General features: G+C 36.3%; 14 protein-coding genes. 5 read left to right on the forward strand and 9 right to left on the reverse strand.

The genetic code is table 11. The features are described 5' to 3' along the window. Positions 1-88: 88 nt before the first annotated feature. The 3 genes from OZP12_RS14420 (at position 89) to OZP12_RS14430 (ending at position 4,912) form a co-directional block, all read left to right on the forward strand. Positions 89-1,456 (forward strand): sugar MFS transporter, encoded by a 1,368-nt coding sequence (locus tag OZP12_RS14420; protein WP_281225730.1) that lies wholly within the window; start codon positions 89-91, stop codon positions 1,454-1,456. A gap of 51 nt (positions 1,457-1,507) precedes the next feature. Beyond that, a complete protein-coding gene (gene nagB, locus OZP12_RS14425; RefSeq protein ID WP_281229078.1) occupies positions 1,508-3,436 on the forward strand; it encodes a glucosamine-6-phosphate deaminase in 1,929 nt (642 codons plus the stop codon). A gap of 420 nt (positions 3,437-3,856) precedes the next feature. Continuing rightward, on the forward strand, positions 3,857-4,912 hold the full coding sequence (locus tag OZP12_RS14430; protein WP_281225731.1) for a GntR family transcriptional regulator: 1,056 nt from the start codon (positions 3,857-3,859) through the stop codon (positions 4,910-4,912). A 64-nt stretch (positions 4,913-4,976) separates the two neighbouring features. Here the strand turns inward: OZP12_RS14430 and OZP12_RS14435 are convergent, their stop codons facing one another. From OZP12_RS14435 to OZP12_RS14470, 8 genes are all read right to left on the reverse strand, one after another. Then, complete coding sequence (locus OZP12_RS14435) at positions 4,977-5,420, reverse strand: cupin domain-containing protein (protein ID WP_281225732.1); 444 nt, start codon at positions 5,418-5,420, stop codon at positions 4,977-4,979. A gap of 333 nt (positions 5,421-5,753) precedes the next feature. Beyond that, positions 5,754-5,945 carry a cold-shock protein gene (locus tag OZP12_RS14440; protein ID WP_281225733.1) on the reverse strand — a complete coding sequence of 64 codons (192 nt, stop codon included), beginning with the start codon at positions 5,943-5,945 and terminating at the stop codon, positions 5,754-5,756. 297 nt (positions 5,946-6,242) lie between these two features. After that, a complete protein-coding gene (locus tag OZP12_RS14445) occupies positions 6,243-6,701 on the reverse strand; it encodes a MarR family winged helix-turn-helix transcriptional regulator (RefSeq protein WP_281225734.1) in 459 nt (152 codons plus the stop codon). Next, positions 6,698-7,117 (reverse strand): SRPBCC family protein, encoded by a 420-nt coding sequence (locus OZP12_RS14450; RefSeq protein WP_281225735.1) that lies wholly within the window; start codon positions 7,115-7,117, stop codon positions 6,698-6,700. The genes OZP12_RS14445 and OZP12_RS14450 overlap by 4 nt, the downstream gene beginning before the upstream one ends. Positions 7,118-7,479: 362 nt before the next feature. Beyond that, a complete protein-coding gene (locus tag OZP12_RS14455; protein WP_281225736.1) occupies positions 7,480-8,910 on the reverse strand; it encodes a TolC family protein in 1,431 nt (476 codons plus the stop codon). Next, on the reverse strand, positions 8,903-12,067 hold the full coding sequence (locus OZP12_RS14460; protein ID WP_281225737.1) for an efflux RND transporter permease subunit: 3,165 nt from the start codon (positions 12,065-12,067) through the stop codon (positions 8,903-8,905). The genes OZP12_RS14455 and OZP12_RS14460 overlap by 8 nt, the downstream gene beginning before the upstream one ends. 30 nt (positions 12,068-12,097) lie before the next feature. After that, the gene (locus tag OZP12_RS14465) at positions 12,098-13,180 is read right to left on the reverse strand and encodes an efflux RND transporter periplasmic adaptor subunit (protein WP_281225738.1); all 1,083 of its coding nucleotides are present in this window, start codon (positions 13,178-13,180) and stop codon (positions 12,098-12,100) included. Positions 13,181-13,350: 170 nt separating this feature from the next. Continuing rightward, complete coding sequence (locus OZP12_RS14470; protein ID WP_281225739.1) at positions 13,351-13,743, reverse strand: hypothetical protein; 393 nt, start codon at positions 13,741-13,743, stop codon at positions 13,351-13,353. Positions 13,744-14,025: 282 nt separating this feature from the next. Between OZP12_RS14470 and OZP12_RS14475 the strand changes: the two genes are divergently transcribed. After that, a complete protein-coding gene (locus tag OZP12_RS14475; protein WP_281225740.1) occupies positions 14,026-15,117 on the forward strand; it encodes an FUSC family protein in 1,092 nt (363 codons plus the stop codon). A 257-nt stretch (positions 15,118-15,374) separates the two neighbouring features. After that, the gene (locus OZP12_RS14480; protein WP_281225741.1) at positions 15,375-15,944 is read left to right on the forward strand and encodes a pentapeptide repeat-containing protein; all 570 of its coding nucleotides are present in this window, start codon (positions 15,375-15,377) and stop codon (positions 15,942-15,944) included. A 97-nt stretch (positions 15,945-16,041) separates the two neighbouring features. Here OZP12_RS14480 and OZP12_RS14485 read toward each other — a convergent pair whose 3' ends face one another. Next, on the reverse strand, positions 16,042-16,527 hold the full coding sequence (locus OZP12_RS14485) for a hypothetical protein (protein WP_281225742.1): 486 nt from the start codon (positions 16,525-16,527) through the stop codon (positions 16,042-16,044). Positions 16,528-16,604: the final 77 nt, after the last annotated feature.

The following is a 16,604-nucleotide window of genomic DNA, read 5'->3' on the forward strand; positions in this document are numbered from 1 at the left end:
AGTAATTCCCTACATGGAAGTATTGTTTAAAATCAAATTACCCCACAAACATTGATTTAAAATTATAAATAATAAAGACATTAACACCATGAGTAATTCTTCAGCAAACAAACAAAATAGCACGCTAATAGCAATGGCTATTTTAACCTTTATGTTTTTTATTTTTGGATTCGTAACCTGGTTAAACGGACCATTGATTCCATTCTTCAAATTAGCTTGTGAACTAACGGAATCGCAGGCCTATTTCGTGACTTTTGCCTTTTATATCGCCTATTTCGTGATGGCTATCCCCTCTTCGGGACTTATTGAAAGAGTGGGGTATAAAAACGGATTGTCATTAGGACTCATCATTATTGCAGTTGGAGCATTCATGTTCTACCCTGCCGCCGAAACAAGAACCTTTGGATTGTTTTTAGGAGCCTTGTTTGTCATGGGAACTGGTTTGGCAGTACTACAAACTGCTGCCAATCCCTATGTTGTGGTGATTGGCCCACGCGAGAGTGCAGCGGCGCGCATCAGCGTTTTGGGAATGGCCAATAAGTTTGCCGGATTTATTGCTCCGCTTGCCTTAACAACTTTGGTATTATCAAACATGGCCGATTATACAGCCGATAAAATTGCGGCTCTGGACGCCACAGCCAAAGAAACAGCACTGGATTCACTTGCCTTACAACTACAAGCACCGTATATCTATATGGGATTGGTTATACTGGTTATGGCGGTACTCATAAAATATTCACCGCTTCCTGAAATCAATCTGGATGAAGAGGATACTGTGGCACATCAAAGCCTTTTTCAACAAATAAGAGAAGTATTGAAACGCCCACAATTAGTCTTGGGCGTAATTACCTTGATGCTTTATGTTGCAGCTGAAGTTTTGGCGGGAGATTCCATCGGAAGTTTCGGAAAAAAATTAGGAGTGTATGGTGATAACGGTGATTTCTATCTAAAACTCACTTCGTTTACGATGACTGCGATGGTTATTGGTTACATTTTGGGAGTGACTTTGATTCCGAAATATGTTTCTCAGGTAACCGCATTAAAATTATCTGGTTTACTGGGAATTGTTTTAGTACTGGCAATTATAGCCATCTCTCCTAGTACAATGGTCACATTACCTGGACTTCCTGAGCTTCCGCTGGTAATTATTTTGGTTGCACTAATGGGCCTTTCAAATGCATTATGCTGGCCGGCAATCTGGCCAATGGCTCTTGAAGATTTAGGAGGATATACAAAGATTGGCGGTGCTCTGTTGATTATGGCTATTATAGGTGGGGCTATATTTCCATTATTATACGGGGCACTGGCCGATTCTATCAACATAACAACTCAGACCAATGACATAGCTGTAAAAAGCGGAAATCAATTGGCTTATTTGATATTATTGCCTTGCTATTTCATGATTCTGTTTTTCGCCATCAAAGGACATAAATACAGAAGCTGGTCAAGAGCTTAACTATAACAACTACAAAACAAAAAAATGGAAACTATCATAACAAAACAAAAAATGTTAAAAAGTAGTATTGACAAATCCACCGGGTTTGAGAAAAGATTTGAGAACATTAATACAGTGGTTTTTGAAAACTCAAAAGTGGCTTCGGCAGCAGTGGCACAGGAAATCGCGGCACTTATTAAATCCAAGCAGGAAAACAACGAGCTGTGTGTTTTAGGATTAGCAACGGGGTCTTCACCAAAGGGATTGTACGCTGAATTGGTTCGTTTGCACAAAGAAGAAGGTTTAAGTTTTAAAAATGTGGTTTCTTTTAATTTGGACGAATACTATCCGATGGAACCAGATTCTATCAATAGTTACGTACGATTCATGAAAGAATTGTTGTTCGATCAAGTAGATATTTTACCTGAAAACGTAAATATCCCTGATGGAACATTATCCAAAGAAGAAATCGCTGATTTTTGCGCCAATTATGAAGCTAAGATCGAAGCTTTAGGTGGAATCGATTTGCAGATCTTGGGAATTGGTGGAAACGGTCACATTGGGTTCAATGAATCGGGATCGTTACAGAATTCCAAAACACGTTTGGTGGCTTTGGACCACATCACAAGGGTTGCTGCCAGCAGTGATTTCCTTGGATTGAACAATACCCCAAGAACAGCCATCACATTGGGGGTGAAAAAAATCATGGAAGCCAAACATGTGATCCTGATGGCCTGGGGAGTTGGAAAATCCAACATCATCAAGGCTTCTGTAGAAGGTGAAGTAACCAATAGAGTACCCGCTTCGTTTTTGCAGGAACACAAAAATGCCGTTTTTGTTTTGGACAAAGAGGCTTCTTCCAAACTAACGAGAATCAACACGCCTTGGTTGGTGGAGGAAGTGGTTTGGACTGATAAGTTGATCCGCAAAGCCGTTCTAGGTTTGGCACTTCATTTGAAAAAACCAATTTTGATGCTTACCGACGCCGATTATATCGAAAATGGGATGAGCGATTTACTGGCCGATTCCGGTCCTGCTTACGATATCAACATCAAAATATTCAACAAACTGCAAAATACCATCACCGGATGGCCGGGAGGAAAACCCAACGCCGATGATGCCAATAGACCTGAAAGAGCCGAGCCTGCTAGAAAAAGGGTGCTTATCTTCAGTCCGCACCCCGATGACGACATCATCAGTATGGGAGGTACTTTCATGAGGCTGCAAGATCAGGGACATGAGGTACATGTGGCGTACCAAACTTCAGGAAACATTGCCGTTGCCGATGACGAGGCACTTCGTTTTGCACATTTTGTTACCGATTACAATGAAAAATTCGGAATCAAAAGTCCTGAGGCAGATGCAATTTTCCAAAAGGCAAAAAACTTCCTTAAAAACAAAAAAGCAAGCGAAATCGACATTCCCGAAGTGCGTTACATCAAAGGTTTGATCCGAAAAGGGGAAGCCCGCGCCACAAGCCATTTTGTGGGATTACCTGACAGTCAGATCCACTTTATGGAACTTCCTTTCTATGAAACGGGAGCCATTGAAAAAAATCCTATCGGAGAAATAGACATCCAAATCACAATGGATTTGATCGACAAAATCAAACCACACCAAATTTATGCCGCAGGCGATTTGGCAGATCCACACGGGACGCACAAAGTATGTTTGGATGCCGTTTTTGCAGCTTGCAAGCGACTAAAACCAAATGATTATATGAAAGACTGCTGGTTGTGGTTGTACCGCGGCGCATGGCAAGAATGGGGTATTGACGAAATAGAAATGGCCGTTCCGATGAGCCCTGACCAAGTTTTGGCAAAACGTCACGGAATCTTCAAACACCAGTCCCAAAAAGACGGTGTGGTATTCCAAGGCACTGATGCAAGGGAATTTTGGCAAAGAGCCGAGGATAGAAACGCTGAAACTGCAAACTTCTACAAACAGCTTGGATTGGCGACTTATGCCGCAATGGAGGCTTTTGTGAGATGGGAGTATTAGGCTGATTTAAATTTAATAGATATAAAAACTCGAAATTCATATGAATTTCGAGTTTTTTGCTTTTTAGCTAGTTTCAAAACATTCTTACTTATAACGTCAAAATAATTTTAATTCACTCTCAAAAAAAAATAAAAAAATCACTAATTATATTTTAACAGAAAACAATGATTACAAACCAAAACAAATAATAATTAAACCAATTTAAAGAAACAGGTGTAATCCCAAGCTACAATATTTTAAAAACGAGTAAAATAACCACCTCGCGTACAGGACAGCACATGACAGTTAACCAATTTTTTAACGATATATTTACAAAAATTCAAGCAAAATAAGATTCTGGTTTTATCTGTTTTTTGTTTCAATTTTATTAACTCAACCAAACCATTTTTTCAAACCACATAATTAATAGTACAATTGCAAATGGCACAAGAAACTGAACGTATTTTAATTAATATAAAAAAAGATTCCAGCATCCCCAAATACATCCAAGTAGCTGACAGTATCACAAATGATATTATAACCGGTAAAATAAGAACTGATCAAAAACTTCCTTCTATTAATGAACTAAGCGAATGGAATTCATTGTCACGTGACACTATCGAAAAAGCATACAAACTTTTAAGGGATCAGGAATTGGTTTTTTCGGTTATGGGCGTAGGTAATTTTGTAAATCCAAAGAAATCAAAATCCAGTACTGATATTTTCTTTTTCATGAATAAGCCCAGTTCCTATAAAATGGAAGTCTATAATGCATTTGTAGACACTATAGGATCCAAAGGACATGTAAACATGTCTCTGTACTATTGCGACGAAAACCTTTTTATAGATACATTAAAAAACAACATCAATAACTACAGCTATTTCGTGATTATGCCTCACTTTAAAAACAAGGCAAACACCCATGTTAACTATACGCCAAAAGTGATTAAAGCGATTGAATCGATCCCCAAAGACCAGCTCGTAATAATAGACAATACTCATGATGAAATTTCGGGAAATTTTGTCTCTATTTATCAGGATTATGAAAAGGATATAATGGAAGCTTTGGAACAAGGCCTTGAAAGAATAAAGAATTACTCCAAAATAAATTTAGTATTTTCACCAAAAGCGGTATTCCCCTACCCCAAAGGAATTCTGACGGGATTTATACAATTTTGCGAACTACATCAATTGAATTTCGAAGTTTTAGACCAAATTTACGATCATCTGGAATTCGAATCCAAAGAAGCTTATATTACGGTTATTGAGGAAGATTTGGTGAATTTGGTGCAACAAATTAAAAACAAAAATTTGACCATGGGTAAAGATGTAGGAGTTATTTCTTACAACGAAACTCCCCTAAAAGCTTTATTGGATATTACAGTAGTTAGCAGCGATTTTAAAGTAATGGGCGAACTAGCAGCTAAAATGGTATTGAGCAATGAAAAGAAATTCTACAAAAATCCGTTTAACTATATTGAACGCAAATCATTGTAGATTTATAGTGATTAGTGAATATTGGAAGTCGCTTACCAAAAGCTGTCACTAATCACTGAAAAAACTATTTCAGATCTTTCTTTATAACCAAATACTTCAAATTGGTATTTCCAACATTTTTGATGCCGTGTTCAACATTGGATGGGCAATAAAAACTAGTGTTAGGCCCCGCAGTTACCGTTTTTCCATCTAAAAAAAACTCGGCTGTACCTTCAAGAATATAGAAAAGTTCCTCTTCAATGTGATGATGTGGCGCATGAGTTGATTTCCCAGGCTCAACGATACTCATTTTGAGTGTATTTTCCAGAGTAAAATTTTTATCGGCAAACCAATATTGGTAACCCACTTTGGTTTTAACAGCCTTATCCAATTCGAAATGGTTAACACAATTTTCGATGGTATATTTTTGATCAGTCGCAGTTACTTCTTTCATTACCTCTTGCGACAGTATCGATTGTTGAGTCATAAGAGCTACAATAGCCACTTTGATAGTTGTTGATAATTTCATCTTCATTATTTTTTTGTAATAATACAAAACTTTAATCCATTTTGTATCCTCAATATTTTGAAAAAAGCCCTAAACACTTTAACATGTTAATGGCTTTGCTTTTTTAGACGTTTCGATATTGAGTTTTTTTTTAACGTGCCGCGACTAGGCGTATTAGCGGTATATTTAAGAAAAAATATTTTGCATGAAGAAAAAGTTTCAGTAAATCGTTAGGTTTCTGGCGGAATAGATAGTAACTATTGCGCCTAACCGCTATTATAAGCTGCAGAATTAATTAAATGAAAAAAGCCAATCTCAAGAGACTGGCTTTACTTGTAATAAGTAAAATATATCTTAGATAACGTTTACATTAGTTGCAGTTGGTCCTTTTTGTCCGTTTTCTACGGTGTAAGTTACCGAGTCGTTCTCACGTACTGATTCATTAAGACCAGTAACATGCACGAATACATCATTACCACCACCGTTTGGAGTGATAAATCCGAAGCCTTTTGCTTCGTTGAAAAATTTAATTGTTCCTTCGTTCATAAAAATATTATATTAATAAGTGACAAAGATACAGTTAATTTTTGTAAAATTTTCATTTATTTATACTAAATATTAAATTATTTTTAATTAAAGATGCAAAGAAATTATTTTTTTTTAATTTTTACAGCTTTTTTGTTAAGCTACGTTTGGTTGGTTGCCTATAACGTTTTGCGGCTTGGCGAATGTGGGGATTTACACGCACAAATGTTCAGTTTAGCAAAAATGTACAATAGAAATACTAATGTTCAATTTAACCCAAATGCCCCACTTTCGCCAAACCGTTGTTACCTGCCGTTTTTATTTTTTCTGTCCGAGTAAAGTTAATAATTGTTCATTAAATTTTCGTGTCTTGGCGCCAAGTATTGTAAAAAAAGTCTTGTCAAAAGTTTCAACTGTCTTTACTGCTTGTTTGATAATTTTCTTCCCATTTTCAGTAAGTCCAACGGTTTTTGCTCTTGTGTCAGTTAAGTGTTCTTGTCGCAGAACAAGCCCTTTTTTTTGTAACGTTCTCAAAACTGTTGAAGTTGTCATTGGGTCAATTTTTGTATGTGATGACAACAAAATTTGTGTTACATCTTGTTTCTGCAATGTCAGCCAATGAATACTTGCCATTAAAACAAATTGCGAATGTGTCAAGTCATAAGGTTCTAATGCTTTTTTGATTTCACGTTGCCAAAGATTTGTTACTTGCCACAATAAAAAACCTGAACTATCTTCCGCCTTTTCTACGCTAAAAGTGTTATCGTCTTTTTTCATAGATTTTTTGCAGTTTTTATTTGTTGTTGCATATCTTCTGGCAATGTATCAACAATTTTTTGAGCTACAATTTTTACCCATAAAAAACTCAAAATTCCTTTTACTGTCATTGTTGTTGTCAGTTTCAGTCCATTTGGCGTTTCTTCAAAAATATGTTCTCCATACATTTTAGCCAATGGAAATTTTGTAAAGTCCGTAAAGCTCTTATTCTCGGTTGCCTCTACAATTCCAATTTTAAGTTTTGGTCCGCCTTTCGGCTTAAACATAAAATGATTTCCTTTTTCAAACCTGCCTTCCAATTTTGCAAATTCAACTCCGTTGTCCCAAGTATGCCAATTATTGACATCTGCAAAGAGTTTCCAAATTTGTTCTTTTGTAACTTCATTTGTTACGATTGAGTGAGATTTAGTCCACATATTTTCTTGAATTTTAAAAGTTAAATAAATTTGTCAGTGCAAATATAATAAGTGCGCTTATAATATGCAAGTTTATTTTTATTCAAGTTATTTTTGTCGTAACGGGTGCTTTAAAATGGCAGCTAACTAGTTTATACAAGCATAAATTAAACCAGTTTTATTCCAAATTGGTATGTTATGCGCATACTTCTTTTCAAATTATTTATCTCCAAAAATAGCAGAAAAAGATTACAAATAATAAAAATTTTTTTAATCTATTGGAAACCCCTAAACGCAATTATACCAACCAACTTATGACGAAGTAAAAAAAAGCCCCAAACACTTTGACATGTTTAGGGCTTTGGCAAACTAAAAAAATGGTATTATTTCCAACCTCCTCCCAGGTCTCTGTACACATGGACTGAGGCTGCTAGTTGTTCTTTTTTGGTATCAATCAATTCAAGTTGAGATTCCAAAGCATCACGCTGAGTCATCAAAACTTCAAAATAATCGGCTTTGGCTGACTTGAACAAATCGCCCGCAACATCAATCGAGCGATTCATCGCAGTCACTTGCTGTGATTTTAAATCATAGCTTTTTTCCAAATTATTGATTTTCGAAAGTTGAGTTGATACTTCCAAATAGGCATTTAAAATAGTTCGCTCATAATTATATAAAGCCTGAATTTGTCTTGCATTGGCAGAACTATACTCTGCTTTAATCGCATTTCTGTTAATTAACGGAGCAGCAATATCACCCGCCAGGGAATACAACAACGATTCAGGAAGCGTAAACAAATAAGAAGGCTTGAATGCATTTACCCCAATTGCAGCAGTAATGTCAAGCGAAGGATAGAACTCGGCGCGAGCCACTTTCACGTCTAACTTTGCAGCTTCCAATTCCAATTCGGCTTGTTTAATATCAGGACGATTAGCCAATAATTGAGACGGAATACCCGATTTTACAATCGCAGGCATCAAGTCCATGAAACTGCCTTTACTTCTTTTTATCTCCTGTGGATATTGCCCTAACAGAAAATTGATTTTATTTTCGGTTTCCTTTATGTTTTGCAGAATATCGAACTCCATACTTTTGGAAGCTAAAACCTCTGCCTGGAATTTTTGAACCGCCAATTCAGTGGCTCTTGCTGCTTGCTTTTGGATTTTTACAACCTCCAAAGCATTTGATTGCAGCTCAATATTCTTTCTTACAATCTCTAACTGACTGTCGAGAGCCAATAATTCATAATACGAATCGGCTACTTCAGCAATTAAATTAGTAATCACAAAGTTTTTACCTTCAACAGTTGATAAATATCTGCTAACGGCAGCTTTCTTAGAGTTGCGCAGTTTTTTCCAGATATCTACTTCCCAGTGTGCATAGGCAGCGATTTTTAAATCACCCAATGGATCAGGCATTTCCTGACCAGGTTTAATTTCAGTAGAAGCATCACCAGCTCCTTGGCTAGTATATCTTCCTACTTTTTCTATCCCTGCTCCTGCTCCAATACCAACTGATGGTAAAAGCGCACCTTTTCTTACTCGGATATCATTCTTTGCAATTTCGATTTCCTGCAAAGTAATTTGCAACTCCTGATTGTTTTTTAAAGCAATATCAATCAGGTTTACCAAATTTGGATCTTTAAAATAAGTACGCCAAGATGTGGTAGATGTATTAGTCGTATCAGTGCTCTTATCGAAAGATTGAGGAACAGCTTTGGTTTCTGCCAAAGGTGCAAGAGCCGGAGTACAACTTGCCACCGCCAGGCAAATACCTAGCGGGACAATATATTTATAGGACTTTATTTTATTCATGATCATTCAAATATTCGGTAAATGGATTTTCATCATCTTTTTTAGAGAACTGATGTCTTTCAGAAATTTTTGCAAAAATGTAATACAAGCCAGGAATAATTAATACCCCGCAAATTGTACCAATAAGCATCCCCCCTGCTGCCGCAGAACCAAGTGTTCTGTTTCCAATTTTACCCGGATCGGAAGCAATTGCCAACGGAATCAAACCTGCAATAAACGCGAACGATGTCATCAAAATTGGACGGAAACGAACTGCTGCTCCTTGCATCGCTGCATCGAGTACCGACGCGCCCTGACTATGCTTCTGCGCGGCAAACTCTACAATAAGTACAGCATTTTTACCCAGCAATCCGATGAGCATTACAAAAGCAACCTGAGCATAGATATTATTAGCAAGACCAAATAATTTCAAGAACAAGAAGGCTCCAAAAATACCTGCCGGCAATGATAAAATAACAACAAGCGGCAATATGAAACTTTCGTATTGAGCTGCAAGAACCAAATAAACGAAGCCAAGACAGATTAAGAAAATATAAATCGCCTCGTTTCCTCTGGCAACCTCATCGGCAGAGATACCTGCCCAGTCAATACCAAATCCTCTAGGAAGTGTTTTGGCAGCAACTTCTTTTACCACTTCAATAGCAGTTCCGGAACTGTAACCAATTGCAGGAGCTCCACTAATTTCGGCTGCATTGTACATATTGTGTCTCGTAATTTCAGAAAGTCCATATACTTTTCTCATTTTCATAAAAGAAGAAAAAGGTACCATTTCGTCTCTGTTATTTTTCACGTACAATTTCAATATGTCTTCAGGAAGCGCTCTGTATTGTGGAGATGCCTGAACAATTACTTTATACTGACGGTCGTATTTAATGAAGTTTGTTTCATAGTTACTACCCACAAGTGTTGACAAAGTATTCATGGCATCATCGATACTAACACCTTTTTGTTGTGCCAAATCATTATCGATATCAAGCATGTATTGAGGGAAACTTGCACTATAAAATGTAAACACAGAAGTTAATTCAGGACGTTTTTTTAGTTCCTTAACGAATTCCCTACTTACCGTTTCCATTTTTTTATAATCCCCGGAGCCAGCTTTATCCAATAAACGTAATTCGAATCCACCTGCAGCTCCATATCCGGGAACAGCCGGAGGTTGGAAATACTCAATGGTAGCACCCGAAATGTCTTTGGTTTCTTCCTCTAATTCTTTGATAATCTCCTCAACATTGTGTTTACGATCATGCCAATCTTTTAAGTTGATCAAACAAGTTCCCGTGTTAGAACCAGTTCCTTCAGATAAGATTTCATAACCCGCAAGAGCAGATACCGATTTCACTCCTTCAACTTTCTCAGCAACTTTTTGAAGTTTTTCAGCTATCGCATTGGTTCTTTCCAATGATGAACCAGGAGGAGTCTGAATAATTGCATAAAACATTCCCTGATCTTCACTCGGAATAAATCCTGAAGGAAGACTATTATTTATAAAAAATATCCCGATACAAAATCCAACTAAAACCCCAATAGAAACTGATCTTCTATTGATGACCATCGCCAATATTTTTTGGTATCTCTCTGATAAGAAATTGAACTGTTTATTGAAACCATCCAAGAATCTATTAACTAAATTCTTAGGACGTGGTTTCCCATGAACATTTTTCAGCATCAAAGCACACAATGCCGGAGTCAATGTCAATGCTACTATCCCTGACAAAATAATTGAAGTTGCCATCGTGATCGAGAACTGACGATAGAAAATCCCTACCGGACCAGACATAAATGCTACAGGAATAAATACCGCGGCCATCAAGAAGGTAATTGCGATAATCGCTCCACCAATCTCATTCATCGCTTTTTTGGTTGCCTTTCTGGCCGAGAGATGTTCTTCTTCCATCTTGGCGTGGACGGCTTCAATAACAACGATCGCATCATCGACCACGACCCCAATTGCCAACACAAGCGCAAATAACGTAATCAAGTTGATGGTAATTCCGAACATTTGCATAAAAGCAAAAGTACCTACTAACGAAACGGGTACTGCAATAGCAGGAATAAGTGTTGAGCGCCAATCTCCAAGGAAAATGAACACCACAAGACCCACCAATATGAAAGCTTCTACTAATGTATGGATTACTTTTTCAATCGAAGCATCAAGGAATTTAGAAACGTCATAACTTATTTCATAATCCATTCCTTTTGGGAACGATTTCTTTAATTCCTCCATTTTGGCTTTAACATCCTCAATTACCTGACTGGCATTACTTCCATACGATTGTTTTATAGTAATTGCCGCAGATGGTTTTCCGTCGATACTCGAATAAATATCATACATGGAACTTCCAAACTCTACATCGGCAACGTCTTTCAATCGAAGCATTTCACCGTCAGCATTGGAACGTACTACGATATTTTCATATCCTTGAGGTGTAGTGTACCTCCCTTTGTATTTCAATACATATTCAAAAGCCTGAGATCTTTTACCGGAACTTTCCCCTGTTTTACCGGGAGAAGCTTCCAAACTTTGGTTACTCAATGCTTCCATAACTTCGTCGGCCGAAATTTTGTAAGCCAACATTCGGTCTGGCTTCAACCAAATACGCATCGCATATTCACGATTTCCTAAAATATCAGCAACCCCAACACCATTTACACGTTTAATATCAGAAAGAATATTGATATCCGCATAGTTGAAAAGGAATTTTTGACTTGTTTTTGGGTCTTTACTGAATAAGTTAATATACAAAAGCATATTAGGCTCTTCGCGTGTGATTTTCAAACCTTCTCTCACTACCAAAGGAGGAAGCTTATTGATTACTGAAGATACACGGTTTTGTACGTTAATAGCTGCTTGGTTTGGATCGGTCCCAAGATTAAAAATCACCTGAACGTTTGCTTCTCCATCATTTCCTGCATCCGATGTGATGTATTTCATTCCCGGAACTCCATTTAAGGCTCTTTCAAGAGGAATTACAACCGCTTTAATCATCAACTCACCATTAGCTCCAGGATAATCGGCAGTAATATTTACTTTTGGAGGTGAAATGGAAGGGAATTGTGTTACCGGCAAACTAGTCATTGCCAATATCCCTAAAAAGACAATAACTAACGATATTACTATCGATAATACGGGTCTCTGTATAAATTTATTAAACATTTTTTATCTTTTTTTAAATAGTTAAAATGACTACTCTGCTTTTAATCTTAAGCTAGACAATACTTCTTTCGGCTTTAGATACTCATACTGAATTTTCTCATTATCATCCGCTTTTTGAATACCATCAAAAACTATTTTATCATTGGCAGTTATACCAGATTCGATAACATATAAATCAGGCATTTCCCCTTTAATCGTAATCTCTTTGGATTTAATTACGTTGTTTTTATCTACTACAAATACATATTTTTTATCCTGTATTTCGTAAGTGGCTTTTTGAGGTATAACCAATGCATTTCTCAACGGAACAGTCATTAAAACAGAACCTGTTTCACCGTTTCTCAATAATTTTTCCGAATTTGGGAATTTTGCTCTAAAGGCAATATTACCAGTTTCGCTATTAAATTCACTTTCTATAACTTCAACCTGCCCTTTGTATTTTAAAGGTTGACCATTTGCCAAAAGCAAAGTTACCGTACTGCTTGCTCTGTCACTTTTATTGACTTGATAATCCAAATATTCGGGTTCGGATACATTAAAATAAGCAAACATATTGCTGTTGTCCGAAAGGCTGGTTAATAATTCTCCTTCGTCTATAAGACTTCCTAATTTTTTAGGGATACGGTCAATAGTTCCGTCAAACGGAGCTCTGATTTCGGTAAATGACAAATGAAGTTTTGCCAATGAAACTTCAGCTCTGGCTTGGTCTAATTTTGCCTGGGCTACAGCCTGTTCATTTTTTGAAACAATATTTTTATCAGCTAAGGTTTTAGCATTTTGAAGTTCGATTTCTGCCGCTTTTTCTTCTGCTCTGGCTCTTAATAATTCAGCCTCATACACTTTTGGCATAATTCTGAACAAAACCTGACCGGCTTTTACAAATTGTCCTTCATCAACATAAATATTTTGCAGGAAACCTTTTTCCTGAGCACGGATTTCAATATTTCTAACGGAACGAATCTGCGAAACATACTGCTTGGTAAATGAAGTATCAATTTGAACGGGATTAGTAACCGTAAACTTCACAGCTTCTTCTTTCTCTTCTTTTTTTGTTGTACAGCTTGTTAGGCACAACATGGCAATTAAACCAGTTAACACGAGTGTTTTTTTCATTGTAAAATAAAATGGTAGTTAAGCAATAAGTAAATGGAATAAAAATTCCTTTAGGTATAAAAACCATCAGTTACCGGTACAGAATATGAACCGTTTACAAGATCAAAAATCAGAAAATGTTTATTTGCAAAACATGATCACATCTTCGGAAACCGATGTGTCATGTAAAATCAAATTCGTAAAACTCCTATTCGTAGGTAAATAGGGCTGGAATAGCCACAATTGGGCGTAATTATTTCGAACTTTTTAGTAGAATCCTTTAAAAGAAATTTATCGGAAAAGGTTAAATACCAACTGTCCAATAAACTGTGTCTAACAGGAATAAGTTTAGAAGCGCCGTTATTGATATTATCAGTTCGATGGAATTCCTCGTCTAAATCAACACCCTCTTCCTCGATTAGTACGCTACCGGGTTCTATTTTTTTATGTTTTATTTGCCCTTTTTTAATGAAAGTAATCGGAGAGAAATCTTTTATGACTATAGACGATGTATCTGCATGCAGATCTTGTCCACCTACAAGCAGAAAAAGGCAAAGCCATATTGTATTTATAATTACTCTCATTTGAGTGCGAAATTAATAAAAGAATGAAATAAAAAAACATATTTTCTACAAACAAAAGTTATAAAAATATGTGAAAACGTTTTCCCCCCTTTAAAACCGTAAAACTTTATGTTATGTTAACAATAATTTCTCACTGTATTAATAATAAAAAAACTACAAAATAAATTAAATTAAAGACAATTACTACAAAAATAACTCTTAAAAAATACAATTAAATGCAAAATATCAGTTTTAAAAAACATTCGTCATAAATTTGTAAAAAACAATTTGAAAAGAATGTTCATGGACGTAAAAAACACAATTTGTAAAGAACTTAACAATTTGTTTTTCCTCAAACAATCCGGTAGAAAATGGCATTTGGCATTGTTGGCATCCATTTGCATTGGAATTCCGTTATTGATAGGATTGTATTTTGGAAACATAAAATATGGTCTCTTGGCTTCACAGGGAAGTATGGTTATCCTTTACCTACCAAGTTTTGGCAACTTTACCAAAAACATGATGACCATATTAATTTGTTCTTTGGGACTTATGACTTCTTTTGTTTTCGGTTTACTCTTCAGTTTTAATCCTTATGTTTCGTGTATTGCTTTTGGGCTATTTGCCTGTACGATTCATTGGATTCATCTTTATTATAAAACGCCTCCACCGGGCAATTTCTTTTTTATATTGGTTGCCTCTGTCGCAAGCTGTTTTCCATACAATCTATCTGAAATTCCTTTAAAGACAGGGCTTTTTGCATTGGGAACCATACTCTCTTGTTTACTCGCTGTAGGCTATACTGTACTCTTATCGATTAAAGAAAAATCTCCAACTGCAAAGCAAGATAAATCGATAATTAAAAAGAACAAGTATGCCGACTTTATGGAGGCAATTATAGTAGGTGTATTTATGTTTTTGACAATGCTTATAGGTCATTTACTCCAATTCAAAAATCCGTATTGGATTCCTATTTCCTGCGCTGCTGTGATGCAGGGTTCATCGTTGTATCATATTTGGCAAAGATCGTTTCATCGTATTTTGGGGACTTTCATTGGCTTAGGATTTTCCTGGATATTGCTAAAAACTATCGATGTACCCTTTGCAATATGCTTTGCTATAATTATTCTTCAATTTATTGTCGAAATACTGGTCGTAAGGCAATATGCAATTGCTGTTATTTTTATTACGCCAATGACTATATTATTAACCGAAGCTGCAAACCCATTGGCACAGAATCCTAATATGTTAATTCATTTGCGATTCATAGAAATTTCAATTGGAAGTATTCTGGGAGCTATAGGAGGTTGGGTTATCTATAAAGAAAAAATCCGCTACTTGGCAATTCGAGGGATTCAGAAAATTGCCATTGGGGTAAACAAAAAAATTAAATAAATTTTGAATTTAATCCTTTCAAAAACTGATTACACTACTACACTTCTTGCCTAGCCCCGATGGAAGGGAAAATCGCCCGTTTTAGAAAACAAGGCTTTTTTTGCCGTAGTTTTCTAAAACGGGAATTGGAATGACAGCGGGACCACTATTGTTATTTGCAAAAAAGTTCTGCTCCAAAAAAAATAAAAATTTTAATTGCTGTTGCTTCTTCCCTGAAAATGTAAATTTGTTTCTTTGCCAAAAACTAAAATGCTGAAATGCCTGAATATTTTCTAGATATCGAATACAATAACCATATTTATGGCGTAGATGAAATGAGTTTTAAGGAATTTGAGTGCTGTACATTCAATAACTGCACTTTTTCGGCCTGTAACTTCATGGATGTTACTTTTATCGATTGTGTTTTTAATGATTGTATTTTTAGCCAGGGAAAAATCAATCATGTGGCGTTGAGAACGGTGACTTTTAATCGTTGCGAAATCAAAGATGTTAATTTTGCGATGTGCAGCAAGCTGATTTTTGAAGTTCGTTTTAACAATTGTGTTTTGGATTTTTCCAAATTTTACGCCCTGAAAATAAAAGGAACGCCTTTTATCAATTGCAGCATGATTGCAGTGGATTTCATGGCTGCCGATTTGACCGAAACATTGTTTGAAAATTGTGATTTGTACCGCTCCGAATTTGCCAAAGCCACTGCCAATAAAGCCAATTTTAAAACCAGTCGCAATTACACCATTGACCCCAAAACAACCAAATTGAAGAAAGCTGTTTTTGCATTAGAAGGCCTAAAAGGGTTGCTCTACAAACACGAAATAATAGTAAATTGATTTTTGAAACAAAAAGTTCCTCCAACAACCAACTTTGGGCTGCTAAAGGAACTAATACCTTTTCTGCATATAAAATAAAGCTCGTCTATAAAAAATCTTAACCGATCATTTCAAGATGGCTTCCATCGGCATGCAAAATGCGTTTTGCTTTTTCAATTTCTTCTTTGGCACCTTTTACAATAACCATAAACTTGCCTTCTTTAAGGTGTTCTTGACATTTGACCACCTCTTCTTCTTTAATGCCCGTATAAGTCAAAAGCGATATAAAACCACCCGCAATTAAACCCAAATCAAGTCCGGCAATGAGTCCAACAAGCGCACCAGCTCCATACAGAAAACCAAAACCGGGAATTGCAAAGACACCTACTCCGGAAAGTAACCCGATAAGTGTACCTGCTCCCATTCCAATTACAGCCGGGGCTTTTTTTACGGTATCAAGTGATTTGATATGAATATGATCTTCAATCACTTCAGCCTGACCCAATAGCGAAACATTATCCATGGGAAAATCTTGGTGGCTCAATTGCTTGATAGCATTCACCGCTTTTTCATGGGTGTCGTAAATTGCAATTTGTGATTCCATAATATTAAATTTTTTAAAGTTATGACAACAGTACAATATCATACTATTCCTAGTAAAGTTACGAATTTAAACTCTTT

This window comes from Flavobacterium aquiphilum (genome assembly GCF_027111335.1).
In the GTDB taxonomy this organism is placed as follows: Bacteria; Bacteroidota; Bacteroidia; order Flavobacteriales; family Flavobacteriaceae; genus Flavobacterium; species Flavobacterium aquiphilum.